Below are 25,214 nucleotides of genomic sequence, written 5' to 3' on the forward strand. Positions count from 1 at the left end.
TTCATTCCCCTTTCAATGCCGCAATGGTTGCTTCGAGGGAAGCAAGGTCGTTGACCGCATATACGTGCACATTGCGGTTAATTTTTTTTACAAGACCGGATAACACTTTTCCAGGTCCGATTTCAACAAACGTATTTACGCCTAATTCGATCATTTTTTCGACCGACTGCTCCCAACGGACAGGTGAGTAAAGCTGCTCAATTAACAACTGCTGAATCGTTTCTTTTTCCGTCATCGGTTCCGCCGTCACATTGGCGATCACCGGAATTTCAGCATTTGCAATCGCTATCGTGCTTAACACATCCGCCAATTTCGCGGCGGCAGGTTTCATGAGCGAGGAATGGAACGGGCCGCTGACGTCAAGCGGAATGACGCGCTTCGCTCCTTTTTCTTTTGCAAGCTGCGATGCACGTTCTACCCCTTCTTTTGAACCGGAAATGACGATTTGACCGGGGCAGTTCAAATTGGCAAGCTGAACAGGAGCACCTTCGTTGGAAACTTGTTCCGCAATCGCTTTAAGTTCCTCCGCTGCCATGCCAAGCACTGCCGCCATCGTTCCTTCGCCGGCAGGCACCGCTTCTTCCATAAACTCCCCGCGTTTGCGAACCGCATAGACAGCATCCGCAAACGAAATCGCACCCGCGGCTACAAGCGCTGTATATTCGCCTAAGCTGTGGCCGGCAACATAATCCGGACGGATTCCAGCTTCCTTTACTTTTTCAAGCAATGCAACGCTCGTCGTTAACAAAGCCGGCTGCGCATTATATGTAAGTGTAAGCGTCTGTTGCGGTCCTTCGAAAATAATCGAAGAAAGCGAAAAGCCGAGCCGCTCGTCGGACGCTTGAAAAATCGCCGCTGCTTTTTCATCTTTTTCTGCCAGTTCTTTTCCCATGCCAACTGTTTGCGAACCTTGACCTGGAAAAATAAATGCCATTTTCCCCATACGATTCCCTTCCTTATGAATAAATGTGTTCAAGCTCTTGCTTAATCGTTCCGACCATATCGTTCGTTACCATTTCCCTCGCTTGGCGCACCGCGTGGAAAATGGCGGTCGCATCGGAAGAACCGTGCGCTTTAATCACCGGAGCATTTAATCCGAACAAAGCCGCGCCCCCGTATTCCGAGTAGTCCATTTTCTTTTTAATTTCGAGCAACTTTGGTTTAAGTACGGCAGCCGCTAGCTTGCTAGAAAAGCTGCTTGTCAACGTCTCTTTTAACATCGAAAACATCGAAATGGCGGTTCCTTCGATCGTCTTCAACGCAACATTCCCCGTAAAACCGTCGGTTACGACTACATCGGCGACCCCCTGCAGCAAATCGCGCGCCTCGACGTTACCGATAAAATTTACATTCGCCTCTTGAATGAGTTGAAATGCGCGCTTCGCCAAATCGTTTCCTTTTTGATCTTCCGTTCCAACGTTTAATAATCCGACGCGCGGATGAGCAATTCCTCGCGCTTTTTTCGCATATACTGCTCCCATTAATGCATACTGCACTAAATGCTCCGGACGGGCATCGACGTTCGCGCCGACATCTAAAAAGACAAACCCTTCCCCGCCGATTGTTGGCAACGTCGGTGCCAAAGCCGGACGTTCAATCCCTTCAATCCGTCCGACAATAAACAGCCCTGCTGCCATTAAGGCGCCCGTATTTCCTGCGGAGATGCATGCATCCGCACGGCCTTGTCTGACTTCTTCCGCCATCAATACCATCGAGGACTGCTTTTTTCTTCTGACTGCGCGCACCGGTTCGTCCGTTGCTTCGATCGTTTCGTCTGCATGTACGATTTGGATCCGTTCGTCAACGGAAAGATGCGAACGAATTTGTTGCTCATCACCAAAAAGCGTAATTTCGACATCTTGAAAATGTTGAACCGCTTTCTGTGCTCCGAAGACAATTTCTTTCGGAGCGTAATCCCCGCCCATGGCATCAATTGCTATTCTCATTTTCTACTCCATCCTTTTTTGCGATGTTTGATCGATACATTTCAAATTCTCCGGAAAACACGAGCTCTTGCCCCACGTAGCTGTTCACTTCAACAATCGTTCTTCCATTTTCATTGACACCTTTTACCTTCGCTTTGGCCACGACACGTTCATTTTCTTTTACTTGTCGTGTAAAACGAATGTTCGCTTTTGCTGTCAGCGCCAGTTCATCATTGATGACGGCAACGGCGAGCGAATTCGCTTGCGCAAATAAATGGTGTCCGCGCGCGATTTGGTTTCGTTTAAACACATGCTCTTTTTTCACATCAAAAATCGAAATCGCGCTTTGATCCGGTTCAATATCGATAATTTCACCGATCACTTCTTCAATTGGTAGCGATTTGACTTTATCGACAAACGATTTTTCCGCTACGTGCTTAATGCGTTCGCGCAATTCTGGAATTGATAATTCTAACCGATCGAGACGAATCGTTTGAATGCTGACAGAAAATTTTTCGGCCAATTCTTCATCTGTAATAAACGGATTTTCTTCAATCGTTGCTTTCAGCATTCTTTGCCGTTCTCGCTTCGTTCTTCGCATGTTGTATACACCGTCCGCTTCTATGACTAGGTACTAATAGTAGTATATAATCACAAAAAACAGATTGCAAGACTAAGTTTGCAATCCGTATTGATTAATCCAATTTTTCTCCGCTTAACACACCTGATTCGTGCAAATAAAGGCGCAGCCATTGATATGCATCATCGTGCCAAAACGCGCGTGAATTAATCAATTTGGCCGCATCGTTTCGCGCCACTTCAAGAATGCGGTAGTCGTGCACAACATCTCCTAATTTAAAGTCTGGCATGCCGCTTTGTTTCGTGCCGAAGAAATCTCCCGGACCACGCAGCTGTAAATCTTTTTCCGATAATAAAAAGCCGTCATTCGTTTCTGTCATAATACGCATGCGCTCTTTTCCCGTTTCCGATTTCGGGTCCGCTACAAGAATGCAATACGATTGCTCGCTGCCGCGGCCGACACGCCCCCTTAGCTGATGGAGCTGCGCTAAGCCGAACCGCTCCGCATCGTAAATGACCATCACCGTCGCATTCGGCACGTTGACGCCTACTTCGACGACCGTTGTCGACACTAAAATTTGCACTTCATTTTGACTGAATGCTTTCATCACCGCATCTTTTTCCTCTGAAGAAAGCCGGCCATGCATGAGCCCGATTCGATATTTACCCCGATAATGATGCACAAGCATACTATGAACATCGATGGCATTTTGTACATCTAATTTTTCTGATTCCTCAATGAGCGGGCAAATGACATATGCTTGTCTCCCTTTTTGCACCTCTTTTTCAATAAAATCGAGGACTCGCTCAAGCATATAGTGCTTGACCCAATATGTTTCGATTTTTTTCCGGCCTGCCGGCATTTCATCAATGATCGAAACGTCCATTTCACCAAATGACGTAATCGCCAGCGTTCGCGGAATCGGAGTTGCCGTCATAAATAAAACATCCGGCGATTCTCCTTTTTCACGCAAAATGCGCCGTTGTTCGACACCAAAACGATGCTGTTCATCGGTAATGACTAAGCCGAGCTGGCGAAAATTCACTTCCTCTTGAATAAGAGCGTGTGTACCGATGACGATATCAATCTGTCCTACAGCGAGTTTTTCTAGCATCTCTTTTCGCCGCTTGCCTTTGACCGAGCTTGTCAAAAGTTCGACCGATACGTTTGCCCTCGCTAATAGCTGCTTTAGCGAGTGGGCATGCTGTTCTGCTAAAATCTCCGTCGGCACCATAAGCGCCCCTTGATAGCCGGACAAGACGGTCGCATATAAAGCGATCGCGGCGACGACCGTTTTCCCTGAACCGACGTCCCCTTGCAGAAGCCGGTTCATTCGGTATGGTGACCGCATGTCTTTTACAATCTCTTGAACGACCCGCTTTTGTGCCCCTGTTAGCGGAAACGGGAGCTGTTGGATGAACTGTTGCAATTTCTCCACGGAAAAATCGTGAGCGATTCCTTGTGAATGTTCACGTTGTATTTTACGTAACGCATGAATTTTCAATTGAAACAATAAAAACTCCTCATAGACGAGCCGTCGCCGTGCTTGTTTTAACTCTTCATAAGAGCGCGGAAAATGAATGGCGCGAATCGCTTCCTTTTTCGTCCAAAGGCGATATGTCTGAATGATCGAAGCAGGAAGCGGCTCCTCGATTGCATCACTAAATTGTTCGAGCGCCAATTTCATAAACCGCCGCATTCCTTTGACCGTCAATGCGCCTCTTGTCGAATAGACCGGCTCTAATTCGTGGCTTTGGGAGAAAGATCCAATCTTCAGTTCCATCGCCGTAATCGTCTGACGATGCTGATCCCATTTTCCGATTACCGTCACCGTTTCGTTGATAGACAGCTTGTTTTTTAAATACGGCCGATTAAAGCAAACGACCGTAATTAAATAATGGTCGACAAGCAAGCGAAACGTTAGGCGCGATTTTTTACGGGCATAATACGTAAGCGAAGGCTCGCTGTGAACTTTCCCTTCCACCGTCACTTTTTCGTCATGCTTCACGTCCGCTAAATCGCGGATCTCATAATCTTCATAGCGAAACGGGAAATAAGTAAGCAAATCCCCGATCGTCTCAATGCCCATATCCCGGAACGCTTCGCTCGTTTCTTCTCCGATTCCTTTTATTTGTGTAACTGGTTGTTGCCATACGTTAACCACGGTTATTGTTAGACACGCCGGAAACTTTCGCAGCTAATGCGCGACTTATCGGCGTTGCCGCTAACCCTCCTTGTGCAGTTTTTTAAGCTGTCGGCATCGTTTCGCCGATGCGGTACATCGCTTCGATACTTCACCGCATGGAATGCTGCTTTTCATACCGGCAAGCACCATATCAGCCGTCACCATCGCATTTGGCCGCACCCGTCACGTTTCGCTTGACGCACGGCACTTCCACTAAACCCGTTTGCGCAAAAGAACCGTAAAAGGATATGTGCGCCCATTTCGGCTTTCTTCCAAATAAGCTGCACGACTCTCTGCCAATCCTCGCAGCTCCTGCTGTATGAGAGCTCAATAATCCTATCATAATTGGTCCGATAATATCGAATGCACTTTTATACTTCATGATGTCTCTCTTCCTTTAGTCCCCAATAAAATAGAAGGGAGAATTCCCCTTCTACTATTCTAACATATCATTCAACAGAAAAGATAAACGGATATAGCGGTTGCGCCCCATTATGTGCTTCTACTTCTACATCCGGATATGCATCTTCGATATAATTGATAATCGTTTTTACTTCTGCTTCCGTTGTTTCTGCACCGTATAAAATCGTCACAATTTCAGATTCGTCATCAATTAGTTCATTGAGCAACTTTTTCGTAACATTGAGCTTATCTTTTTCTGATACAACAATTTTTCCATCGGCAATGCCCATGTAGTCGTCTTTCGCGATCTCTACTCCATCGATCATCGTATCGCGCACGGCAAATGTCACCTGTCCTGTTTTCACTTGCGATAAAGCGGCTACCATCGCTTTCTCATTTTGTTCAACCGAAACGGACGGATTAAACGCCAAAATCGCAGACATTCCTTGAGGAACCGTTTTCGATGGAACGACAATGACACGGTTGTCTACTACCGAAGCCGCTTGTTCTGCAGCCATAATAATATTTTTATTATTTGGCAGCACGAAAACCGTTTCGGCATGAACGCTTTCAATCGCTTTGACGATATCTTCCGTACTTGGATTCATCGTTTGGCCGCCCTCAATGACCGCATGTGCCCCGATACTCTCGAACAACTTGGCAATTCCGTCTCCCATCGCAATTGTAACAATCCCGTACGGTTGCTGCTGTTTTGGCACATTAGGCATTGCTTGAGGAGTTTCGTTCACGATGTTAGCGTGCTGTTCGCGCATGTTTTCAATTTTAATATTGAATAAACTGCCATAGCGTTGTCCGTATGTTAACACTTCACCAGGATGTTCCGCATGAATATGCACTTTCACAAGTTCCTCGTCCGCAATCACTAATAACGAATCGCCAAATTGACTTAAATCTTCGCGGAACTTCTCTTCGGAAAACGGATGCTCGCGAAGCTTTTCTTCTTCAAAGCGAACCATAAATTCCGTGCAATAGCCAAACTCGATTTCATCCGTATGGATATGGCTTTGGGCGCTTTTATGATGTTCTGCATTGACAAGTTCCTGCATGGAAACGGTTGCGTTTTTCAAGTCTTCAACCGCTTCGCCTTTTAATTCCGCTAAAAATCCTTCATATACATAAACCAACCCTTGTCCACCGCTATCGACCACGCCTACTTCTTTTAATACCGGAAGAAGGTCCGGCGTGCGCTGCAAAGATGCTTTTGCTTCTTTCACGACTTCTTCCATCACAGCCGCAAGATCCGGCTGTTTTTTTGCTATAACAACAGCACGTTTCGCAGCATCTTTTGCAACTGTTAAAATGGTTCCCTCAACCGGCTTCATTACCGCTTTATAAGCAGTAGCAACCCCCGCTTCCAACGCAGCCGCAAACTCAACGCTTGTAATCGTTTGCTTTCCTTCAACGGCTTTAGCAAATCCGCGGAATAGCTGCGATAAAATGACACCCGAGTTTCCGCGAGCGCCCATCAGCAAACCTTTTGCAAGGGCGCTCGCCACTTTTCCGATATGGTCAGAAATATGGTTTTTGACTTCTTTTGCTCCGGAAGTCATGGATAAATTCATGTTCGTTCCTGTATCTCCATCTGGGACCGGAAAGACGTTCAGCGCATCTACTGCTTTGGCATTGTTTGATAAATGCTGCGCCCCTTTTAATACCATGTTTGCAAAACGTCTTCCGTCTAACGTCCGAATTGTCACCGATGTATTCCTCCTTACTGTACTATAGGTTCGTAACACGAACCCCTTGAACATAGATGTTAATCGATTGCACAGAAAGTCCTAACGTCTGATCTAACGTGTATTTTACTTTTGTTTGTACGTTATGGGCGACTTCAGAAATTTTCACTCCGTAGCTGACGATAATGTACATATCGATTTGCACTTCGCCGTTTTCTTCCCGCACAATCACGCCTTTTGCAAAGTTTTCTCTACGCAAAATTTCTGAAATTCCATCTTTAATTTGATTTTTTGACACCATCCCAACAATTCCATAACAATCTACAGCAGCTCCACCTGCAATCGTGGCAATGACATCGTTTGATATTTCAATTCGTCCATACTTCGTTTGCAATTCAATGGACATATTGGTTTCCTCCTTCGGAAATGTTCGCATAGCTACAGCCATTTTACTATAACAGCTACCTTTTTAAAAGTATCCCTTCGCCCACTAGTATTATTTATCCTAAAATCAAATGGTATGTCAAGGAGATTTTCTTGAAAGGTTGGGATTGTACTATTGCAATCTGCCATTTTGTATGATAAATTATAAAAGTGTTTTTAGCATGCGCAATCGATGACCCAATCTGTTTTGTAAGTAAGGAGGGAAAAAAATGGCGAAATGCTTTGTAACTGGAAAGAAGAAATCTTTCGGTAACTCTCGTTCACACGCAATGAACGCTAATAAACGTACATGGAAAGCAAACCTGCAAAAAGTGCGCATTTTAGTAGACGGAAAGCCAAAACGTGTATGGGTTTCTGCTCGTGCGCTTAAATCCGGCAAAGTAGAGCGCGTGTAATATCACCAAAAAAAGCACCAAATTATTGGTGCTTTTTTCTTGATTATCCTTTTTTAAATGAATTCAACACCGCCCGTACAATTCCGCCAAGAAATTTTGGCAACTTAATTGTATAAAACTTCATTGCAATCCCTCCCCCAGCTATCATGACGAGCTTTACCTCTCCTTATAAGTATATTCGCCTGACAAAAAATAGTACCTAGAAGTCCCCGCCTAAATCTTTGTCTTTGCTTCTTACCATCATTAATATGCCTTCCGAAAATGAAAAAGTACCGGAAGATTGGATGAGTTCATTACTAATACATAGTGTAGAACCGAGCTGAATATGACAATTTGTTAACGGATATTTAAATCCTTTTAAAGTAATTCCTTTCACTTCATAGGAAAGCGGAATGAAGGAAATGTAACGATGCTCATCCCTCAAAACGCTATATGTGCTAGGTGAATGAACCGTTACGACGTTTTGCTTATCAATGATTTCGATTCGCTTGTTCATATATTTCGCTAAAAGCTGAACGTTTCCAAATAAATGATCGATCCGTCCACCAGTTGCACCAAAAAGGCGAATGAGATCAGCCTCTTCTTGCTCGACGGCCCACTCCAATGCAATTTCCATATCGGTTTTGTCTTTTTCAGATGGCCATACGTCTAAATCATCGAGCACAGATTGCACATATTCTAGTTCTTGGCCACTTATCGAATCGAAATCCCCGAACGCTTTGATCGGTCGAATGCCTGTTCGCAATAAAGCCATAACCCCCCGATCAACACCAATCCATTGAACGTTGTCGCCATGATAATGATGAAGAGAAGGAATGAACTCGTCTGGTCCGCCCCCAACAATATGAAGAATCATCGCTTTTCTCTCCTTCCCTTTTATCGTATTCGAAGAAAAACGGAAGGCCATATACCTTCCGCTCATTTTTTACCGCGAATCGCGCGAATCGCCGCCGCCCGATCTATTTCGCCATAAATCGCGGATCCGGCAACGAGCACGTTCGCGCCGGCCTCAATGCAAAGGCGGGCCGTTTCCGCGTTAACGCCTCCGTCCACTTCAATTTCAATCGATAAGTTTCGCTCTTTCGCTAGCTGTGCGACGCGCTGAATTTTCGGCAGCACGGAATGGATAAACTTTTGACCCCCAAAACCCGGATTGACGGTCATTAATAACACTAAATCGACATCGTCAATGATATGTTCAATCATGGAAATAGGTGTATGCGGATTTAAAACAACCCCCGCTTTCACGCCGCATTCTTTAATGAAATGAACGGTTCGATGTAAATGCGGACATGCTTCGACATGAACAGACAAATAGTCCGCTCCGGCTTTTGCAAAAGCTGAAATATAATGATCTGGATGCTCAATCATTAAATGAACATCGAGCGGCAATTTCGTAATCGGTCGAATAGCTTCTATAACAAGCGGGCCGATCGTCATGTTCGGCACGAAATGGCCGTCCATGACATCGATATGAATGTAGTCTGCTCCCCCTTGTTCAACGTCGCGAATTTCTTCGCCAAGTTTCGCAAAATTCGCGGATAAAATCGAAGGTGCAACTTTGACCATATTAATACCTCGTCTTTCTTTCTTTAATTTCTTCCATAAAACTTACGTAATGATTGTAGCGATAAGCAGGAATGTCTCCAGCTTCAAGCGCTTTTTTGACGGCGCATTTCGGTTCAGACATATGTGTGCATCCACGAAATTTACATTCATGGCTGCGCTCGAGAAATTCTGGAAAGCAAAGCGGCAATTGTCCTTCTTCTAAGTCGTTGAATTCTAGGGCGCTAAAACCTGGCGTATCGGCAACAAGTCCGCCGCCGATTTCGATTAGTTCGACGTGGCGAGTCGTATGTTTTCCGCGCCCTAAATGCGTCGAAATATCGTTTGTTTTTAAATTCAAACCTGGTCGAAGTGCGTTTAAAAGCGATGATTTTCCTACTCCCGATTGGCCAGCAAACACCGAAATGCGCCCTTCTAAATATGGAAGCAACTGCTCCACTCCCGATTTGGTCACCGTCGATGTTGCGATGACGTCATAGCCGATATGGCGGTAATCACGAATGTATCCCTCGACGATCGGCTTCGTCTTTCCGCTGAGCAAATCCATTTTATTGATGACAATAATTGGCCGAATTTTTTTAGATTCAACCAAAACGAGAAACCGATCAAGAAGAATGGAACTAAAATCCGGCTCTACCGCAGAAAAGACGAGAATCGCTTGATTGACATTTGCGATCGGCGGGCGCACAAGTTCATTTTTCCGTTCACGCACTTCCATAATGTATCCGTCCGTTTGGCTGCTTGCTTCAAACAAAACATAGTCCCCGACAAGAGGAGTAATTTTTTGTTTGCGAAATACTCCTCTTCCCCGGCATTGAATCACTTTCCCTTCACTTAACACATAGTAAAATCCGCTTAACGCTTTGATGATTTTCCCTTCTGCCATAGCTTCACCTCTTTTTTTGAATATGGATACGGAATCGTTCCTTCTTGTTTTACGATGTTATTCACGATAATGCGGTAGTACCCTTGTCCTTCGTATGGAATGACAAACTCGACCGTTTCTTTGATTGGTGCAGTAAGTCGATATGTTTTATACGGTTTTGTCATATCATGGTTAGCATCCTGAATATACAACTGCGCCTCGACCACTTCCCCTTCCTGTTCAGGTTCGTACGGAATTTCAATTTCTTTCACAACCGTTTTGTTCGGGAGCGGCTCTTTTCCACGTGAAATGACGACTGTAATCGTATCTCCTTTTTGCAATTCGGTATTGGCGCTCGGTGTTTGTGAAATGACAATTCCTTCCGGCACTTGATCGGAATATTCTTGTTTCACAATGACGTTCAATTGCTGTTCTTCTGCATAATCGCGCACACTTTTTTCCGTATAACCGGTTAAATCTTTTAACATCACTTTCGGTGTTCCAGCACTCACCGTAAACTCTACTTCCGTTTCTTCAGGAACGACTTTTTCACCTGGAGAAGGAAATTGTTCAAGAATCGTTCCAGCCGGTTCTTCACTATAGCGTTCGATGCGTCTGACGATTAAATAGTTTTCATTTTTCAATTGTTCTTCGACCAAATGAATATCTTCTCCGATAAAATTTCCAAATTCCACTTTCTTTTTCCCGATGCTTTTATAAATCGTAATCGCTGTTCCTTGTTTAACGACTTCTCCTGCTTTCGGTTTCGTACGAATAACATTTCCTTCTGCAATTTCGTTATCTTCTACTTCAATTGTATCTTTAATCTCAAAACCTAGCGAAGATAATTTCGCCACCGCTTGATCGTAATCTTGATTCGTTACATCCGGGACAGTCACGTCTTTCGGAAAGAAAAATGCCGGTATCCATGTTATGGCGCTCACGCCAACAGCAACCATCAACAAAAACAACGCTATAAGCCAGCCAATCCATTTCCTTTTCCTTTTTGGTTCGTGAGGTGCTTGTTCATTCTTTTCTTCACGTATGATCGTTTGTTCTGCCAATTCCTTGTTTTTTATAATCGGGATCGCTTTTGTCGGTTCATCGTCGTCAGGGAGCGTAAATTTTTTTTCATTCACCCGGTTTGGATGAAGCGCTGTGCGAATGTCTTCGTTCATTTCTCGCGCCGATTGATACCGATAAAACGGGTCTTTCGCTGTCGCCTTTAAAATAACGTTTTCCACGCTTTGTGGGATCGTAGGGTTCCACGCTTTCGGAGAAGGAGTTTCCGTTTGCAAATGCTTCAATACAATCGAAACTGCAGATTCCCCAGAAAAAGGAAGACGTCCTGTTAACAATTCGAACATGACAATGCCAAGCGAATAAATATCCGATTTTTCGGTCGCTACACCGCCGCGCGCCTGTTCAGGGGATAAATAATGAACCGAACCGAGCACAGAATTCGTTTGCGTAATCGTTGTCGAGCTTAATGCGACAGCGATGCCAAAGTCCGTAATTTTCACCTTTCCGTGTTCATCGATCAAAATGTTTTGTGGCTTAATATCGCGATGGATGATGCCGTTCGCGTGCGCATGAGAAATGGCGGATGTGAGCTGTTCCATAATATCCAATGCTTTATGGACACTCAGTGGGGCATGTTGTTGAATATATTGTTTTAACGTAGATCCGCGCACATACTCCATAACAATATAATAAATGCCTTCATCTTCACCGACATCATAAATGCTGACGATATTTTCATGGTTTAAGCTCGTCGCTGCTTGCGCTTCGCGGCGAAATCGCTTAATAAATTGTTCATCGTTCGCAAAATCAAAGCGCAACACTTTAATGGCCACATCGCGCTCTAAAATCATATCTCTTGCCAAATAGACGTTTGCCATGCCTCCGCCGCCGAGCAAACTTATTACTTTATAGCGCCCGCTTAATCGTTTGCCTATGAGCATGCGTCATCACCCGCTTTCACATTCCGATGAAAATTCAACGATGGCTAACGTAATGTTGTCTTCGCCGCCATGCTCATTAGCTAAATGGATTAATGTTTGCGCTTTTTCTTCCAGCGACCGATCCGACGTTAAAATATCCAACATTGCTTGCTCTGATAGTTTATTCGATAATCCGTCCGAACATAAAAGCAGTTGATCATGTTCATCGACGCTGATCGTCTTAATATCTAGCTTCACGTCTTTTTCCGTTCCGAGCGCGCGCAATAACACGTTTTTGCGTGGATGATGCTCAGCATCTTCCTTCGAAATTTGCCCCGTTTTCACTAATTCATTGACAAGGGAATGGTCTTCTGTAATTTGTTGGAATCCATGTTGATTAAACAAATAACAACGGCTATCACCGATATGACCGATCGTCGCAAATTGATCGGTACAAATGGCGCTTACAATCGTTGTTCCCATTCCTTGGCATTCCTCATAATGTAACGAATGGTCAAATAAGATTCGGTTGATGTTCGCAATATGCTCTTTCAGCCATTGTTCCGCTTTTTCAGGGGAAGAGATGTTTTCCGTCTCTTCCCACTCATTTTTTAAATACGTAATCGTCATTTCACTCGCTACATCCCCCGCGCGATGGCCGCCCATGCCATCAGCGACAACCGCCAAATAATCGCCGTCTTTATTTTGAAAAATACCGCCGCAGTCTTCGTTATGAGATCGGATTTTCCCGATGTCTGTTTGGAAAACAGCTTTCATTTTTTCACCTCGTCTCTTCTTTTCGCTCCTTCGCGCGAAGCTGCCCGCATGCTGCATCGATATCGTGTCCTTGCTCACGGCGAATCGTCACATTGATTCCATGTTTTTTGAGTGTTCGCTCAAAAGCAAAAATTTGCTCACGCGGTGTTCGGACGTAATTTCGTTCCGGTACGTAGTTGACAGGAATTAAATTAACGTGGCATTTTAACCCTTTCAACAGTTCCACCAATTGTTCTGCATGCTCGATTTGATCGTTCACTCCGCCGAATAGTCCGTACTCAAACGTCACTCTGCGCCCCGTTTTTTCAACGTAATAGCGCACCGCTTCCATCAATTTTGGCAGCGGGTACGCTTTGTTAATCGGCATTAGTTTTGTGCGCAATTCCGTCGTCGGTGCGTGCAATGAAATCGCGAAATTAATTTGCGTTCCTTCATCGGCAAATTGATAAATTTTCGGAATGATGCCGCTTGTTGATACGGTAATATGGCGCGCCCCGATATGCAATCCTTTTGGATGGTTGACAATTTTTAAAAATTTGATCAGCTCGTCGTAATTGTCAAACGGTTCGCCAATTCCCATCACGACGATACTATCGACGCGCTCGCCCTGTTCGTCTAACACTTTTTGCACTTTAACGACTTGAGCCACGATCTCTCCCGCTTCCAAATGTCGTTTTAACCCGCCGAGAGTAGAAGCGCAAAATGTGCAGCCGATGCGGCAGCCTACTTGCGTCGTGACACAAATGGAATTGCCGTAATCATGCCGCATTAAAACCGTTTCGATCGAATAGCCGTCATGAAGCTCAAATAAAAATTTCATCGTGCCGTCTTTCGATGTTTGCTGAACGAGCGTTTTTAACGTGGTGATCGTAAACTGCGTTGCCAGCTTTTCACGCAAGCTTTTTGGAAGATTAGTCATTTCAGCAAATGAAGTTACCCGCTTTTCATATAACCATTCGTATACTTGCACCGCGCGAAACGGCTTTTCCCCTTGTTCGGCCATCCACGCCTGCAATTGTTCTAATGTGAGCGAATAAATCGACGGCAAATAGATTTCTGCTTGTTGTGAAGTATGCTCTATTGTTTTTTCCAATGAAGTTACACCTTCTTTCGTAATGATGCGATAAAAAATCCGTCTGAATCGAAATAGTGTGGCAATAAACATAGCTGTCCGTCTTTCACATATGGATGCACCGCTTGCGGCATCCGCTCTTTCAGCGTATCGTCGAGTTCAAATTCCGGATGCTGCCGCAAAAATTCGGCTACTACCGCTTCGTTTTCGTCACGATCGACGGTACACGTGCTGTAAACGAGCGTGCCGCCTGCTTTTAGCAACGGTGCGGCTTCTATTAAAATGTTGAGCTGTAAAGCTGCTAACGCCGGCAGATCAGCTTCGGTTTTAGCGTATTTAATATCCGGCTTGCGGCGGATCACTCCAAATCCCGAACAAGGCGCATCTACTAAAATTTTATCAAACGATTCATCGGCAAAATAAGCGGAAGCTTGGCGGCTATCGAGCACTTTAGCAGTGATGTTTGAAAGCTGAAGCCGCTTCGCTTGTTCCTCAATCAATTTTACTTTATGTTCATGAATATCGAGTGAAACAACTTGTCCCGTGCCATTCATCAGCTCTGCGATATGCGTCGATTTGCCGCCGGGCGCAGCGCAGCTGTCAAGCACTCGTTCATGTTCACAAGGTTGAAGCGCCCGCGCGACAAGCATCGAACTTTCATCTTGAATTGTGATATATCCGTCTTGAAACGTTTTCGTATGCGCTAAACTTCCTTTTTTTACTTTAATGGCTTCGTCTGCAATGTCTCCATGCATGACCTCGACGCCTTCTTCAGACAGCTTTTCGATCACTTCGTCTACCGTTGTTCTTGCTGTATTGACTCGCGCCGTTTGCTTTGGGGCAATTAAGTTGGCGAAACACATTTTTTTCGTTTCTTCCATGCCATATTGCGCAACCCATCGCTTCACAAGCCAATGCGGATGGCTCGTTTCAACCGCCAGCCGTTCGATCTCATCATTGATGGCGTCAAACGACGGAACACCTTCGCGCTGAATAGCGCGCAGAACTCCGTTAACCATCGAAGCAATGCCGCGATGGCCGCGCTTTTTCGCCATTTCCACCGCCTCAAAAATAACGGCGCGATCAGGAATGCGGTCAAGATATAGCATTTGATAGAGCGATAAACGAAGCAATACTTTTACCCATGTTTGCAGTTTATGCGCTTTTTTGACAAACGGGCGCAAATAATAGTCCAACGTATCACGGCGTTGGAGGGTGCCGTAGACGATTTCTGTCAATAACCCGGTATCTTTTTCCGATAAGCGGTGTGTGCGAATCATTTGATTGAGCAATAAATTGCTGTAAGCTTCTTTTTCTTCGATCGCTAACAGCGTCTCTAATGCTACTTCTCGTGCGTTTTTAGTTCTCATTGTCATCTCCTAGCTTTGTTCCGATTGTCACGCCAGCGCCGCGCAAAAATTGCTCAGCGCTCATTCGTTTTTTGCCTGCCGGCTGCAATTCCGTAATTTTAATCGCTGTTTCGTTTCCAGTCGCTACAACAATGCCGTCACGGGTCGCTTCAATGACCGTGCTTGGCGCAGCCTGTCGTTGTGCCGGAACTTTTTCTCCCCACCAAATTTTCCACACTTGTCCTTTATATGTCGTGTATGCCACAGGCCAAGGATTCAAGCCACGAATATGGTTATAGATATCTTCGCCGGTTTTCGTCCAATCAATTTTTTCTTGCTCGCGTTTAATGTTATAGGCAAATGTCGCTTTTTCTTCCTCTTGCTTCACCGGTGTAATTTTTCCTTCCAGCAATAGCGGAATCGTTTCTGATAGCAGTTTAGCCCCGGCAATGCTTAATTTATCATGGAGCGTGCCGACCGTATCTGTTTCCGCAATCGGCACTTCGACTTGCGTTAAAATATCGCCTGCATCAAGCTTCTCTACCATGTACATAATCGTGATGCCTGTTTTTGTTTTTCCTTGCAAAATTGCATAATGAATCGGAGCACCGCCGCGCAACTCCGGAAGAAGAGAGGCATGAACGTTAATGCAGCCATACTTCGGTGCTTCTAACAATTCTTTCGGCAAAATTTGGCCAAACGCTGCCGTCACAATTAAGTCCGGCTTTAGCGCGAGTACTTGTTCATACTGCTCCTTTTCGCGAATTTTCACCGGCTGAAATACAGGAATCCCGTGTTTTTCAGCCTCGACTTTGACCGGAGGAGGCGTAAGTTCTTTTTTGCGCCCTTTCGGCTTGTCTGGCTGCGTGACGACACCGACCACCTCGTATCCGTCACAGATTAGCTGCTTTAGCACTGGAACCGAAAAGTCAGGCGTTCCCATAAAGACGATTCTTACCATGTATGCATCATCTACCCTTCTAACTCTTCTGCTTCATAATAACGAATGACTTTCGCTGTAAACAAAATGCCGTTTAAATGATCGATCTCATGTTGCAACGCGCGCGCCAAAAAGCCGGTCGCTTCGATCATAAAGGAGCGGCCGCGCCGGTTTTGCGCCCGCACTTTCACGTACTCTGCCCGTTTTACTTCGCCAAACAATCCCGGAAAGCTTAAACATCCTTCAGGACCGATTTGCTCTCCGCGCGACTCCAAAATAACCGGATTGATCAGTTCAATTCGGCCATGTTGATCACCAATATCGACAATCGCGATTTGTTTGGCGATGCCGACTTGCGGAGCGGCTAAACCAACGCCGTCCGCCTCGATCATCGTATCGTACATGTCATTTAATAGTTTAACAAGTTTACGGTCAAATTCGGTTACTTTTTCGCAAACCGTTTCTAACACTTCTGCTGGATATGTTACGATGTTTAGTTTAGCCAAAATGATTCCTCCAATTTACATCATCATATATGGATTTGTATCAATCGTAATCAATAAATCCCCTTGGGACATGTCTTGTTGATAGCGGTCGACCACTGTTTTTAACACTTGAGTAAAATTGGCCTCCCGCTTGTATTTTATCATGCATTGGTAGCGATATCTATCATGGAGACGCGCAATCGGCGACGCTACTGGTCCAAGAATAAGCGCTTCTTTCGATAAATGAGCGTGCAAATACGCGGCGATTTTTTCCGTTACCGAAACCGCTTTTGTTAACTCCGGATGCGAAACGGTAATGAGCGTTAAGTAATAAAACGGTGGATAACCTTGAAGCTTGCGAATCGCCATTTCTTTTTGATAAAACGTTTCATAGTCGTGCTGGGCGGCTAGTTCAATGCTGTAATGTTCCGGCGTATATGTTTGAATGACGACTTCCCCCGGCAGTTCATGGCGCCCTGCGCGCCCGCTTACTTGCGTTAACAGCTGAAACGTTTTTTCACAGGCACGGAAATCCGGAAGATGGAGCATCGTATCAGCTGTTAAGACGCCTACTAACGTCACTTTCGGAAAATCTAATCCTTTTGCAATCATTTGCGTGCCGAGCAAAATGTCGGCTTTTCCTTCGCCAAACGCCGAAAGCAACCGCTCATGCGCCCCTTTTCGGCTCGTCGTATCAACATCCATCCGAATAACCCGCGCTTGTGGAAGAAGTTTCGTTAATTCTTCTTCCACTTTTTGCGTTCCCGTGCCAAAAAAGCGGATATGTTCGCTCTCACACGATGGACAACGATGCGCAACCGGTTCTTCATAGCCGCAGTAGTGGCATTTTAACCGTTGTTGCACCCGATGATACGTAAGCGAAATATCGCAGTGCGGACAGCGAATGACGTACCCGCAGTCGCGGCACATCACAAACGTAGAATAGCCGCGCCGGTTTAAAAAGAGCACTGCTTGTTCTCCTTTATAAAGGCGGTCTTGTAATTTTTTAAATAATGTTCGCGAAAACATCGAACGGTTGCCGCTTCTTAACTCTTCGCGCATGTCGACAATGTTGACGGCCGGTAGTCCGTTTTCGTTCATGCGCTTTTTTAGCGTAAGCAGCCGGTACACTCCTTTTTTGGCGCGAGCAAACGATTCAAGCGACGGAGTGGCGCTGCCAAGCACGACCGGACATTGATGAAAGCGCGCGCGGTAAATCGCCACATCACGGGCGTGATAACGCGGCGTTTCTTCTTGTTTATAGCTCGCTTCATGTTCTTCATCGATAATGATCATGCCGAGATTTTCAAACGGAGCAAAAATGGCAGAACGAGCCCCGACAACGAGCTTGACTTCTTTCCGGTGAATTTTTCGCCACTCATCGTACTTTTCACCGATTGATAGTCCGCTGTGAAGCACGGCCACTTGTGAACCGAATCTCCCTTTAAAACGCTCGACCATTTGCGGAGTAAGCGAAATTTCGGGAACAAGAACAATCGCCTCTTTCCCTTGTTTTAGCACTTCTTCAATCGCTTGCATATACACTTCCGTTTTTCCGCTGCCTGTGACGCCATACAGCAAAAAAACGTGATGTTTATTGGTGCGCACGCTTTCGACAATCGGGGCGAGCGCTTGCTGTTGTTCATCAGTTAGCGAGAGCGGCGCTGTCTTTTCGAAGTGACGTTGCCCATATGGATCGCGGTATGTTTCGATTTCGTATTCGCAGATCATTCCTTTTTGAATTAGCGTTTTTACGGTAGCATAAGAAGCACCGCTTTGTTCGAGCGCTTCTTTTAACGGCATTCCGTCTGCTGCTGAAAAAAGAAGGGTAAGCAAATGCTTTTGCTTCGTAGCGTTCGCCGGAATCGACTCAAGCGCTTCTTTTCTTCGTTCTTCCGGCAAAGAGCAGACAATATATTTCACCGTCTTTTTCGTTCCCTTTTCTTTGACGTGGTATACTACTTCCAAATAACCGTTTTGAATGTCTTTTTGCAAGCGGGATAACACGTTTGTATGCTCGATTTCTTTCCATGAAATGGCCGATCGCTCAGCAAAAAACGGTTGAACGCTCGGATGCAGATGCATGCGATATGTCTCACTGACAAGCCGGATTTCTTTTTCATATTTCGCTTTCAGTGCGGCCGGCAACATCGCCTGGTAAGCAGAAATCGCAAAGCAAAGCGTCGTTTCCGTTAAATATTGCCCTAAGCGCAATAATTCTTCGTTTAATACCGGCACGACATCTAAAATAGCTTCAATCGGTTTTAACGTCTTTAAATCAGAATGGGATTTAATGCTAACGACAAAACCTTGCAATCGCCGGGCGCCAAACGGCACTGCCACACGCATGCCGACTTGCAACACCTCTGCCCACTTTTCCGGTATTTCGTAATCAAACGGCCGGTCTGTTTGCCGTGCTGGAACATCAACAATGACCTCTGCTACTTTCATTTCATCGCCCCGACAATCTCTTTTAAAATTTCTTCTGCCACTTTTTTCTTCGGTAAAAGCGGGAGAGTCATCACCGAGCCATTGCGCTTAAAAATGGTAACAATGTTCGTGTCGCCGGCAAATCCTGCTCCTTCTTGGGATACGTTATTCGCAACAATCATATCTAAGTTTTTGCTTTGCAGTTTTTTACGGGCATATTCTTCGACATGTTCGGTTTCAGCAGCAAACCCGACTAAAAACTGAGTCGTTTTTTGTTCGCCCAGCGTTTTTAAAATATCGATCGTTCGTTCCATTTCAATGATTAAGTCGCCCGGCTGTTTTTTCATTTTTTCATGAAACACATGCTTTGGACGATAATCGGCGACAGCGGCTGATTTAATAACAATATCGACGTGCGGAAACCGTTTGATCACTTCTTCGTACATTTCTTGAGCCGATTCAATGTGAATCGTTTCGACGTTCGGCGGAGACGGCAAATTCGTCGGGCCGGAAACGAGCGTCACTTCCGCACCAAATTCAGCCGCTGTTTCTGCAATCGCATAGCCCATTTTACCCGTCGACCGGTTCGTAAAAAAACGAACGGGATCGATTTTTTCGCGCGTCGGTCCTGCAGTCACGAGCACTTTTTTTCCTTTTAAAAGCGGCGATGGCGACGAAAAATATTGTTCGATGGCAACGATAATATTCTCCGGCTCTTCTAATCTTCCTTTTCCAACATAGCCACACGCCAAATGTCCTTCACTAGGCTCGATGAACCGATAGCCGAAACGAACGAGCTTTTCGATATTTTCGCGAACAGCCGGATGCTCGTACATATGAACGTTCATCGCCGGCGCGACCCATACCGGCGCAGTTGTGGCAAGCAATGTTGTCGTGACCATATTGTCGGCAATTCCGTGTGCCAGTTTCCCAATCGTATTGGCTGTCGCCGGCGCAACAACTACAAGATCCGCCCAATCAGCCAAATCGATATGAGCGATGACGGCAGACTGTTTTTCTTCAAACGTATCAATGTATACGTCATTTCGCGATAGAGTTTGAAACGTTAACGGCGTAACGAACTTGCAGGCGGCCTCACTCATGATGACTTTCACATTGGCACCGCGCTGCGTTAATTGGCTCGTTAAAGCCGCGGCTTTATATACGGCAATTCCGCCTGTGACACATAATAAAATGTTTTTTCCATAGATCATTTTGCGACGCTCCCCTTTCATTTTTGTAAAAAAATAACAACCTAAAACCTAGGTTGTTATTTCTCCTCTTCTCTTACTAGTTCGATATGACCTGCGGCAATTTCCTCTAACGCTTTCCCGACGAATTTTTTCGATACCGGCTTTTCAATCATCAAATCATTCTCGTTTTCTTGCAGCTGGCGCGCTCGTTTCGCCGCAACGCTCACAAGCGTATATTTGGAATCTAGTTTTTCCATTAATAAGTCGATGGAAGGATACAACATGCTTATTCTACCTCCAACATTTTTTTATAGCGTTGTGCCACGCGCTCGCGTTTGCAATGTTCGGCTGTCACAATCGCTTTAATGCGCTCGCACGCTAGCTCGACTTGGTCATTTTCGACGACATAATCGTACGCATCCATCATTTCAAGTTCTTCTCTTGCCGCTTTCATGCGGTCGTTAATCAATTCTTCCGATTCGGTTCCTCTTGTCACAATGCGGTTTTTCAGCTCGCTCAAGCTCGGTGGCGCTAGGAAAATAAACAGCCCTTCTGGAAATGCCTTGCGCACTTGCAAAGCTCCTTGCACTTCGATTTCCAAAAACACGTCTTTTCCTTCTTGAAGTGTTTTTTCCACATAGTCGATCGGCGTACCATAATAGTTGCCGACATATTCCGCCCATTCAAGCAACTTGTTTTCGCGAATCATTTGTTCAAATTCTTCGCGCGTTTTAAAGAAGTAATCGACGCCGTCTACTTCTCCTTCGCGCGGTTTTCTTGTCGTCACAGAAATCGAATAATGCAAGTTAATATCTGGTTGGGAAAATAACGCTTTCCGTACCGTCCCCTTTCCGACACCAGACGGCCCTGATAATACAATTAATAGCCCTCTCTCACTCATAAACGTTTGGAAACCTACCCTTCCTCTGATAAATCGTCACGTTCATATAGCCGATGCGCCACCGTTTCCGGCTGCACCGAAGATAAAATGACATGATCGCTATCCATAATAATGACCGCACGCGTTCTTCTGCCGTGGGTTGCATCAATCAGTTTGCCACTTTCTCGCGCATCTTGGACAATCCGTTTAATCGGTGCGGAATCCGGATTGACAATCGAGATAATCCGAGAGGCTGAAACCATATTTCCGTAGCCAATATTGACTAATTTAATCCCCACAGAAATTCCACCTGCCATAAAAATTATTGTTGCCGCAATCTCGTTGTTATAAACGATTACTCAATATTTTGCACTTGCTCTTTCACCTTTTCAAGCGCACTTTTCATTTCGACGACTTGCAAGGCAATACGACTGTCATTTGCTTTCGAACCGATTGTGTTCACTTCGCGATTCAACTCTTGTACTAAAAAATCGAGCTTGCGTCCGATCGGCTCCGATTGGTACAACGTAATCTGCAATTGTTCAATATGGCTACGAATCCGTTTTAATTCTTCATTAATATCGGCTTTCTCAGCAAAAATTGCTACTTCCATGGCGAGGCGCGTTTCATCGACCGCTCCTTGCACAAGCTCATTTATTCGCTTCATCAACCGCTCATGATACCGCTTAGCGACTTCAGGAGCGAGCTGTTGAACATGATGAACACATTGTGTAATGACCGCCAGCTGCTCCCGTATATCGTAAAGCAGCGCTTGCCCCTCTTTTTCGCGCATCGCTTTTAACTGTTGTGCAGCTTCTTCAGTTGCCGATAGGAGAAGCTGTTCGACTTTTTCATTTTCCGCTTCTTCCTCCATAACCTCTGTTACTCCTTCAAGCTGGAACAATTGCCCTAATGTAATGCGGTCTTGAAGCGAAAAATGCGCAGTTGCTTCCTGTAAACGTTCATAGTAATCGCTCATCAGCTGCCAATCAACTTGCAGCTTTCGTTTCGTCCATCCTTCTCCTTCAATCGTAATAAATACTTCTACTCTGCCTCTTTTTACATATTGCGAAATTACTTTTTTTATTTTATCCTCAAATATTAACAGTTGTCTAGGGAGGCGGACAGAAATTTCGCGAAAACGGTGGTTGACAGACTTCATTTCTACCGTCATGCTGATGCGTCCATTTGTTTGTTTGCTTCGGCCGAAGCCGGTCATACTGCATACCATGTTATCACATCCATTGCGTCATCTTAAAACTCCTATGACTAAAGCAGCAAAATGGTTACTCTCTTACCTACAAAACGCAGCAACGAGCCGTGATCAAAAAGAAAAGGTCATAGGAAATCTCCTATCACCTTGCATATTATAACATATTTGTCCGCGATTTTCTTGTGAAAAACGAACCGGCAAATAAAAATGTCGGCAATGCGGCGAGTCCAACGATTAACAACCAGTCGAATAAAGCGAGCGGAACAGTATGGAATACACTTTGCAACGGCGGATAATAAATGACAACAAGCAACAGCAAAACAGATAAAAGCACCGCACCGACAAGATATAAATTTCCAAACGGATTGCGATCAAAAACCGAACGTTCGCAGCGGCAATCAAATACATGAATGAGCTGGGCCATCACTAATGTCGCAAACGCCGCCGTCTGCGCGTATACAAGGTTTTGCTCGCTTCGTTCGTAAACGGTCATAAACGCAGCAAGCGTTACTAGACCGATGATGAAGCCGCGGCTAACGATTTTCCAGCCAAGTCCGCGGGCAAATACTCCTTCTTTCGGATGGCGCGGTTTTCGTTTCATGACGTTTTCTTCTGCTTGGTCAAGTCCGAGCGCCATTGCTGGCAATCCGTCGGTCACGAGATTGACCCATAAAATTTGAATCGGCACGAGCGGCAGCGGTAACGCTAACAGCATCGCAAATAACATCACTAAAATTTCGCCGACGTTCGAAGCAAGCAAGTAGCGGATAAATTTGCGGATGTTTTCGTAAATGTTTCTTCCTTCATGAATCGCTGCTTGAATCGTCGCAAAATTATCATCTAACAATACGAGCGCCGCCGCTTCTTTCGCGACATCGGTTCCAGATTTCCCCATCGCCACCCCGATATCTGCTGCTTTAATCGCCGGCGCATCGTTAACGCCGTCGCCGGTCATCGCGACAATATGTCCTCTTCTTTGCAACGCTTTGACAATTTTCAATTTATGTTCTGGTGACACACGGGCAAATACATAAATATCATCAACCACTTGTTCTAATTCATCAACCGAAAGCCGGGACAACGTTTGACCGTCCATCACTTTCCCGTTGTTCGGCAAAATCCCTAACTGCTTGGCAATTGCTTTGGCCGTTAACACATGGTCACCGGTAATCATTACCGTTTTAATGCCTGCTTCTTTGCATTGGTAAATCGCTTTTTTCACTTCTGGACGCGGCGGGTCGATCATCCCTTGAATGCCGACAAAAATAAGCGCTTTTTCTGCGTCTTTTTCCGTTATGATTCGTTCATGAGCTGCTAACGGACGATAAGCGATGGCAATTGTGCGCAACGCTTTATTCGCCATCGTCTGAATGACTTCTTGCACCGTTTTTCGCCAAGCGGACGCCATTTGTTGTTCGCGTCCGTTCCATGTGATGCGATCGCTTATTTCTAATAGTACATCCGGTGCTCCCTTCGTTACAATCCAGCGCCGCCCGCTGCTATCTTTAACGATGACGGTCATCATTTTTCGTTCCGAGTCAAACGGAAATTCGTGCTCCATTACAAATTCCGCATTAAGCCGTTCTTTTGTTAAACCGGCTTTCAGCGCCGCGACAAGCAGCGCTCCCTCGGTCGGATCGCCATCGATATAGCGGCGATGGTTTTTTTCTTTTAGTTGCGCGTTGTTGCAAAGTACACCAAATGTAAGAAGCTTCTGTAAAGACGCGTCTTTTTGGACATCAACAGGACGATCGTGTTCATAAAACTGTCCATTCGTTTCCAGCCCTGTTCCGCTGACCGTCCACGTTTTTCCGCTCGCCCATATATGCGTCACGGTCATCATATTTTCTGTCATCGTTCCCGTTTTATCGGAACAAATGACGGAGGCGCAGCCTAACGTTTCCACGGCTGGGAGTTTACGGACGATCGCATTTTTCTTAATCATGCGCTGTACGCCAAGCGCCAACGCGATCGTAACAATAGCCGGCAATCCTTCCGGAATGGCGGCAACCGCGAGCGACACGCCTGCCAAAAACATTTCGTACAATTGGTGGCCTTGAATCACGCCGACGACAACGACAAGAACGGTAAGCAAAAGCGCCACGACGATTAAAATTTTTCCGAGCTGCTCTAGTTTCCGCTGCAATGGTGTCGCTACCGTTTCTGCTTCTTGAAGAAGGTTGGCGATTTGCCCCATCGCTGTTTTCATTCCGGTCGCAATGATAATACCGACGCCGCTTCCACGTGTTACTAATGTCCCCATAAACGCCATGTTATGTAAGTCGCCAATCGTCGCATGTTCATTCGTAAGTGGGGCGGCTATTTTTATGGTCGGAACAGACTCTCCTGTGAGCGCCGATTCTTCGATTTCCAGCCCTTTTGCGTCGATGAGCCGGACGTCTGCCCCGATGCGGTCGCCGCTTGAAAATTTAATGACATCGCCGACGACGAGTTCTTGGGAACGCACTTTCACCCATTCCCCGTCGCGCAACACGATCGCTTGCGGGGCGGACAATTGCTTCAGTGCTTCAAGCGATTTTTCAGCGCGCCTTTCTTGAAAAAAACCTAAGCATGCGTTCATGATAACAATGACGATAATAGCGATCGCATCGACATATTCGCCAAGAAAGCCAGAAATAACCGTTGCTACAAGCAATACAAGCACCATAAAATCTTGAAATTGATGGAAAAACAATAAAAGCGCCGACTGCTTTTTCGTTTCTTTTAGCTTATTATCACCGAATCGCTTCAACCGTTTTTTTGCTTCTTCTGTCGTCAGCCCCGTCACTAAATTCGTGTTCGTTTCTTTCGCCACATCGTTTGGTGCGAGCGTATGCCACTGCATCCGTTTCTCCCTCCTCTTCGCTTTTCTA

At 45.5% G+C, this 25,214-nt stretch carries 24 protein-coding genes and 2 pseudogenes; 1 reads left to right on the top strand and 25 read right to left on the bottom strand.

The window, feature by feature from the left end:
• Nucleotide 1: 1 nt before the first annotated feature.
• From fabD to HNQ34_RS03900, 8 genes and pseudogenes are all read right to left on the bottom strand, one after another.
• Nucleotides 2–943, bottom strand: a complete 942-nt coding sequence (gene fabD / locus HNQ34_RS03865; RefSeq protein ID WP_183251726.1) for an ACP S-malonyltransferase — start codon at nucleotides 941–943, stop codon at nucleotides 2–4.
• Nucleotides 944–956: 13 nt separating this feature from the next.
• A complete protein-coding gene (plsX, locus tag HNQ34_RS03870) occupies nucleotides 957–1,946 on the bottom strand; it encodes a phosphate acyltransferase PlsX (RefSeq protein ID WP_183251727.1) in 990 nt (329 codons plus the stop codon).
• On the bottom strand, nucleotides 1,930–2,526 hold the full coding sequence (fapR, locus tag HNQ34_RS03875; protein ID WP_183251729.1) for a transcription factor FapR: 597 nt from the start codon (nucleotides 2,524–2,526) through the stop codon (nucleotides 1,930–1,932). The genes plsX and fapR overlap by 17 nt, the downstream gene beginning before the upstream one ends.
• A 94-nt stretch (nucleotides 2,527–2,620) precedes the next feature.
• Nucleotides 2,621–4,669: an ATP-dependent DNA helicase RecG gene (gene recG / locus HNQ34_RS03880; protein ID WP_183251731.1), complete on the bottom strand. Its 2,049-nt coding sequence runs from the start codon at nucleotides 4,667–4,669 to the stop codon at nucleotides 2,621–2,623.
• Nucleotides 4,662–4,910: pseudogene (locus tag HNQ34_RS03885) on the bottom strand (L-serine ammonia-lyase, iron-sulfur-dependent, subunit alpha); the annotation flags it as partial. The gene recG and the pseudogene HNQ34_RS03885, both read right to left, overlap by 8 nt.
• Nucleotides 4,911–5,072, bottom strand: a pseudogene (locus tag HNQ34_RS03890) (L-serine ammonia-lyase, iron-sulfur-dependent subunit beta); the annotation flags it as partial.
• A 67-nt stretch (nucleotides 5,073–5,139) separates the two neighbouring features.
• Nucleotides 5,140–6,810 carry a DAK2 domain-containing protein gene (locus HNQ34_RS03895; protein WP_183251734.1) on the bottom strand — a complete coding sequence of 557 codons (1,671 nt, stop codon included), beginning with the start codon at nucleotides 6,808–6,810 and terminating at the stop codon, nucleotides 5,140–5,142.
• A 22-nt stretch (nucleotides 6,811–6,832) separates the two neighbouring features.
• Nucleotides 6,833–7,195: an Asp23/Gls24 family envelope stress response protein gene (locus tag HNQ34_RS03900; protein WP_183251736.1), complete on the bottom strand. Its 363-nt coding sequence runs from the start codon at nucleotides 7,193–7,195 to the stop codon at nucleotides 6,833–6,835.
• A gap of 247 nt (nucleotides 7,196–7,442) precedes the next feature.
• Between HNQ34_RS03900 and rpmB the strand changes: the two genes are divergently transcribed.
• Nucleotides 7,443–7,628: a 50S ribosomal protein L28 gene (gene rpmB / locus HNQ34_RS03905; protein ID WP_181554970.1), complete on the top strand. Its 186-nt coding sequence runs from the start codon at nucleotides 7,443–7,445 to the stop codon at nucleotides 7,626–7,628.
• 43 nt (nucleotides 7,629–7,671) lie between these two features.
• Here rpmB and spoVM read toward each other — a convergent pair whose 3' ends face one another.
• The 17 genes from spoVM to HNQ34_RS03990 all read right to left on the bottom strand — a co-directional run bounded on the left by spoVM (nucleotide 7,672) and on the right by HNQ34_RS03990 (nucleotide 25,186).
• A complete protein-coding gene (gene spoVM, locus HNQ34_RS03910; protein ID WP_062048621.1) occupies nucleotides 7,672–7,752 on the bottom strand; it encodes a stage V sporulation protein SpoVM in 81 nt (26 codons plus the stop codon).
• A 75-nt stretch (nucleotides 7,753–7,827) separates the two neighbouring features.
• On the bottom strand, nucleotides 7,828–8,484 hold the full coding sequence (locus tag HNQ34_RS03915) for a thiamine diphosphokinase (protein WP_183251738.1): 657 nt from the start codon (nucleotides 8,482–8,484) through the stop codon (nucleotides 7,828–7,830).
• A gap of 62 nt (nucleotides 8,485–8,546) precedes the next feature.
• On the bottom strand, nucleotides 8,547–9,197 hold the full coding sequence (gene rpe / locus HNQ34_RS03920; protein WP_183251740.1) for a ribulose-phosphate 3-epimerase: 651 nt from the start codon (nucleotides 9,195–9,197) through the stop codon (nucleotides 8,547–8,549).
• 1 nt (nucleotide 9,198) lies between these two features.
• Complete coding sequence (gene rsgA, locus HNQ34_RS03925; RefSeq protein WP_183251742.1) at nucleotides 9,199–10,080, bottom strand: ribosome small subunit-dependent GTPase A; 882 nt, start codon at nucleotides 10,078–10,080, stop codon at nucleotides 9,199–9,201.
• Nucleotides 10,050–12,023: a Stk1 family PASTA domain-containing Ser/Thr kinase gene (pknB, locus tag HNQ34_RS03930; protein ID WP_183251744.1), complete on the bottom strand. Its 1,974-nt coding sequence runs from the start codon at nucleotides 12,021–12,023 to the stop codon at nucleotides 10,050–10,052. The genes rsgA and pknB overlap by 31 nt, the downstream gene beginning before the upstream one ends.
• 6 nt (nucleotides 12,024–12,029) lie before the next feature.
• A complete protein-coding gene (locus HNQ34_RS03935; RefSeq protein ID WP_183251746.1) occupies nucleotides 12,030–12,779 on the bottom strand; it encodes a Stp1/IreP family PP2C-type Ser/Thr phosphatase in 750 nt (249 codons plus the stop codon).
• A gap of 4 nt (nucleotides 12,780–12,783) precedes the next feature.
• Nucleotides 12,784–13,872, bottom strand: a complete 1,089-nt coding sequence (gene rlmN, locus HNQ34_RS03940; protein ID WP_183251748.1) for a 23S rRNA (adenine(2503)-C(2))-methyltransferase RlmN — start codon at nucleotides 13,870–13,872, stop codon at nucleotides 12,784–12,786.
• Nucleotides 13,873–13,877: 5 nt separating this feature from the next.
• Complete coding sequence (gene rsmB, locus HNQ34_RS03945) at nucleotides 13,878–15,221, bottom strand: 16S rRNA (cytosine(967)-C(5))-methyltransferase RsmB (protein WP_183251750.1); 1,344 nt, start codon at nucleotides 15,219–15,221, stop codon at nucleotides 13,878–13,880.
• Nucleotides 15,211–16,161, bottom strand: coding sequence for a methionyl-tRNA formyltransferase (gene fmt / locus HNQ34_RS03950; RefSeq protein WP_183251752.1), 951 nt, complete (start codon nucleotides 16,159–16,161; stop codon nucleotides 15,211–15,213). The genes rsmB and fmt overlap by 11 nt, the downstream gene beginning before the upstream one ends.
• Nucleotides 16,162–16,172: 11 nt before the next feature.
• A complete protein-coding gene (gene def / locus HNQ34_RS03955; RefSeq protein WP_183251754.1) occupies nucleotides 16,173–16,646 on the bottom strand; it encodes a peptide deformylase in 474 nt (157 codons plus the stop codon).
• 15 nt (nucleotides 16,647–16,661) lie between these two features.
• Nucleotides 16,662–19,076 (bottom strand): primosomal protein N', encoded by a 2,415-nt coding sequence (priA, locus tag HNQ34_RS03960; RefSeq protein ID WP_183251756.1) that lies wholly within the window; start codon nucleotides 19,074–19,076, stop codon nucleotides 16,662–16,664.
• A complete protein-coding gene (gene coaBC / locus HNQ34_RS03965) occupies nucleotides 19,073–20,269 on the bottom strand; it encodes a bifunctional phosphopantothenoylcysteine decarboxylase/phosphopantothenate--cysteine ligase CoaBC (protein ID WP_183251758.1) in 1,197 nt (398 codons plus the stop codon). The genes priA and coaBC overlap by 4 nt, the downstream gene beginning before the upstream one ends.
• A gap of 56 nt (nucleotides 20,270–20,325) precedes the next feature.
• Nucleotides 20,326–20,532 (bottom strand): DNA-directed RNA polymerase subunit omega, encoded by a 207-nt coding sequence (gene rpoZ, locus HNQ34_RS03970; protein ID WP_183251760.1) that lies wholly within the window; start codon nucleotides 20,530–20,532, stop codon nucleotides 20,326–20,328.
• A 2-nt stretch (nucleotides 20,533–20,534) separates the two neighbouring features.
• Nucleotides 20,535–21,149: a guanylate kinase gene (gene gmk / locus HNQ34_RS03975; RefSeq protein ID WP_183251762.1), complete on the bottom strand. Its 615-nt coding sequence runs from the start codon at nucleotides 21,147–21,149 to the stop codon at nucleotides 20,535–20,537.
• Between the two features lie 14 nt (nucleotides 21,150–21,163).
• Nucleotides 21,164–21,427 carry an extracellular matrix/biofilm regulator RemA gene (gene remA, locus HNQ34_RS03980; protein ID WP_027408190.1) on the bottom strand — a complete coding sequence of 88 codons (264 nt, stop codon included), beginning with the start codon at nucleotides 21,425–21,427 and terminating at the stop codon, nucleotides 21,164–21,166.
• A gap of 56 nt (nucleotides 21,428–21,483) precedes the next feature.
• Nucleotides 21,484–22,359 (bottom strand): YicC/YloC family endoribonuclease, encoded by an 876-nt coding sequence (locus HNQ34_RS03985; protein WP_183251764.1) that lies wholly within the window; start codon nucleotides 22,357–22,359, stop codon nucleotides 21,484–21,486.
• A gap of 136 nt (nucleotides 22,360–22,495) precedes the next feature.
• Entirely contained in the window at nucleotides 22,496–25,186 is a 2,691-nt protein-coding gene (locus tag HNQ34_RS03990; RefSeq protein ID WP_183251766.1) for a calcium-translocating P-type ATPase, SERCA-type, read from the bottom strand.
• Nucleotides 25,187–25,214: the final 28 nt, after the last annotated feature.

Source organism: Anoxybacteroides tepidamans, assembly GCF_014201465.1.
In the GTDB taxonomy this organism is placed as follows: Bacteria; Bacillota; Bacilli; order Bacillales; family Anoxybacillaceae; genus Anoxybacteroides; species Anoxybacteroides tepidamans.

What these genes read in the sequence shown, in the direction of transcription:
- rsgA (WP_183251742.1), bottom strand. Translation starts at nt 10,080, where the DNA reads ATGGCAGAAGGGAAAATCATCAAAGCGTTAAGCGGATTTTACTATGTG.
- HNQ34_RS03935 (WP_183251746.1), bottom strand. Translation starts at nt 12,779, where the DNA reads ATGAAAGCTGTTTTCCAAACAGACATCGGGAAAATCCGATCTCATAAC.
- rsmB (WP_183251750.1), bottom strand. Translation starts at nt 15,221, where the DNA reads ATGAGAACTAAAAACGCACGAGAAGTAGCATTAGAGACGCTGTTAGCG.
- rpe (WP_183251740.1), bottom strand. Translation starts at nt 9,197, where the DNA reads ATGGTCAAAGTTGCACCTTCGATTTTATCCGCGAATTTTGCGAAACTT.
- pknB (WP_183251744.1), bottom strand. Translation starts at nt 12,023, where the DNA reads ATGCTCATAGGCAAACGATTAAGCGGGCGCTATAAAGTAATAAGTTTG.
- gmk (WP_183251762.1), bottom strand. Translation starts at nt 21,149, where the DNA reads ATGAGTGAGAGAGGGCTATTAATTGTATTATCAGGGCCGTCTGGTGTC.
- fapR (WP_183251729.1), bottom strand. Translation starts at nt 2,526, where the DNA reads ATGCGAAGAACGAAGCGAGAACGGCAAAGAATGCTGAAAGCAACGATT.
- spoVM (WP_062048621.1), bottom strand. Translation starts at nt 7,752, where the DNA reads ATGAAGTTTTATACAATTAAGTTGCCAAAATTTCTTGGCGGAATTGTA.
- HNQ34_RS03990 (WP_183251766.1), bottom strand. Translation starts at nt 25,186, where the DNA reads ATGCAGTGGCATACGCTCGCACCAAACGATGTGGCGAAAGAAACGAAC.
- plsX (WP_183251727.1), bottom strand. Translation starts at nt 1,946, where the DNA reads ATGAGAATAGCAATTGATGCCATGGGCGGGGATTACGCTCCGAAAGAA.
- fmt (WP_183251752.1), bottom strand. Translation starts at nt 16,161, where the DNA reads ATGGTAAGAATCGTCTTTATGGGAACGCCTGACTTTTCGGTTCCAGTG.
- rpoZ (WP_183251760.1), bottom strand. Translation starts at nt 20,532, where the DNA reads ATGTTGTATCCTTCCATCGACTTATTAATGGAAAAACTAGATTCCAAA.
- HNQ34_RS03985 (WP_183251764.1), bottom strand. Translation starts at nt 22,359, where the DNA reads ATGGTATGCAGTATGACCGGCTTCGGCCGAAGCAAACAAACAAATGGA.
- HNQ34_RS03900 (WP_183251736.1), bottom strand. Translation starts at nt 7,195, where the DNA reads ATGTCCATTGAATTGCAAACGAAGTATGGACGAATTGAAATATCAAAC.
- rpmB (WP_181554970.1), top strand. Translation starts at nt 7,443, where the DNA reads ATGGCGAAATGCTTTGTAACTGGAAAGAAGAAATCTTTCGGTAACTCT.
- priA (WP_183251756.1), bottom strand. Translation starts at nt 19,076, where the DNA reads ATGAAAGTAGCAGAGGTCATTGTTGATGTTCCAGCACGGCAAACAGAC.
- coaBC (WP_183251758.1), bottom strand. Translation starts at nt 20,269, where the DNA reads ATGATCTATGGAAAAAACATTTTATTATGTGTCACAGGCGGAATTGCC.
- fabD (WP_183251726.1), bottom strand. Translation starts at nt 943, where the DNA reads ATGGGGAAAATGGCATTTATTTTTCCAGGTCAAGGTTCGCAAACAGTT.
- HNQ34_RS03915 (WP_183251738.1), bottom strand. Translation starts at nt 8,484, where the DNA reads ATGATTCTTCATATTGTTGGGGGCGGACCAGACGAGTTCATTCCTTCT.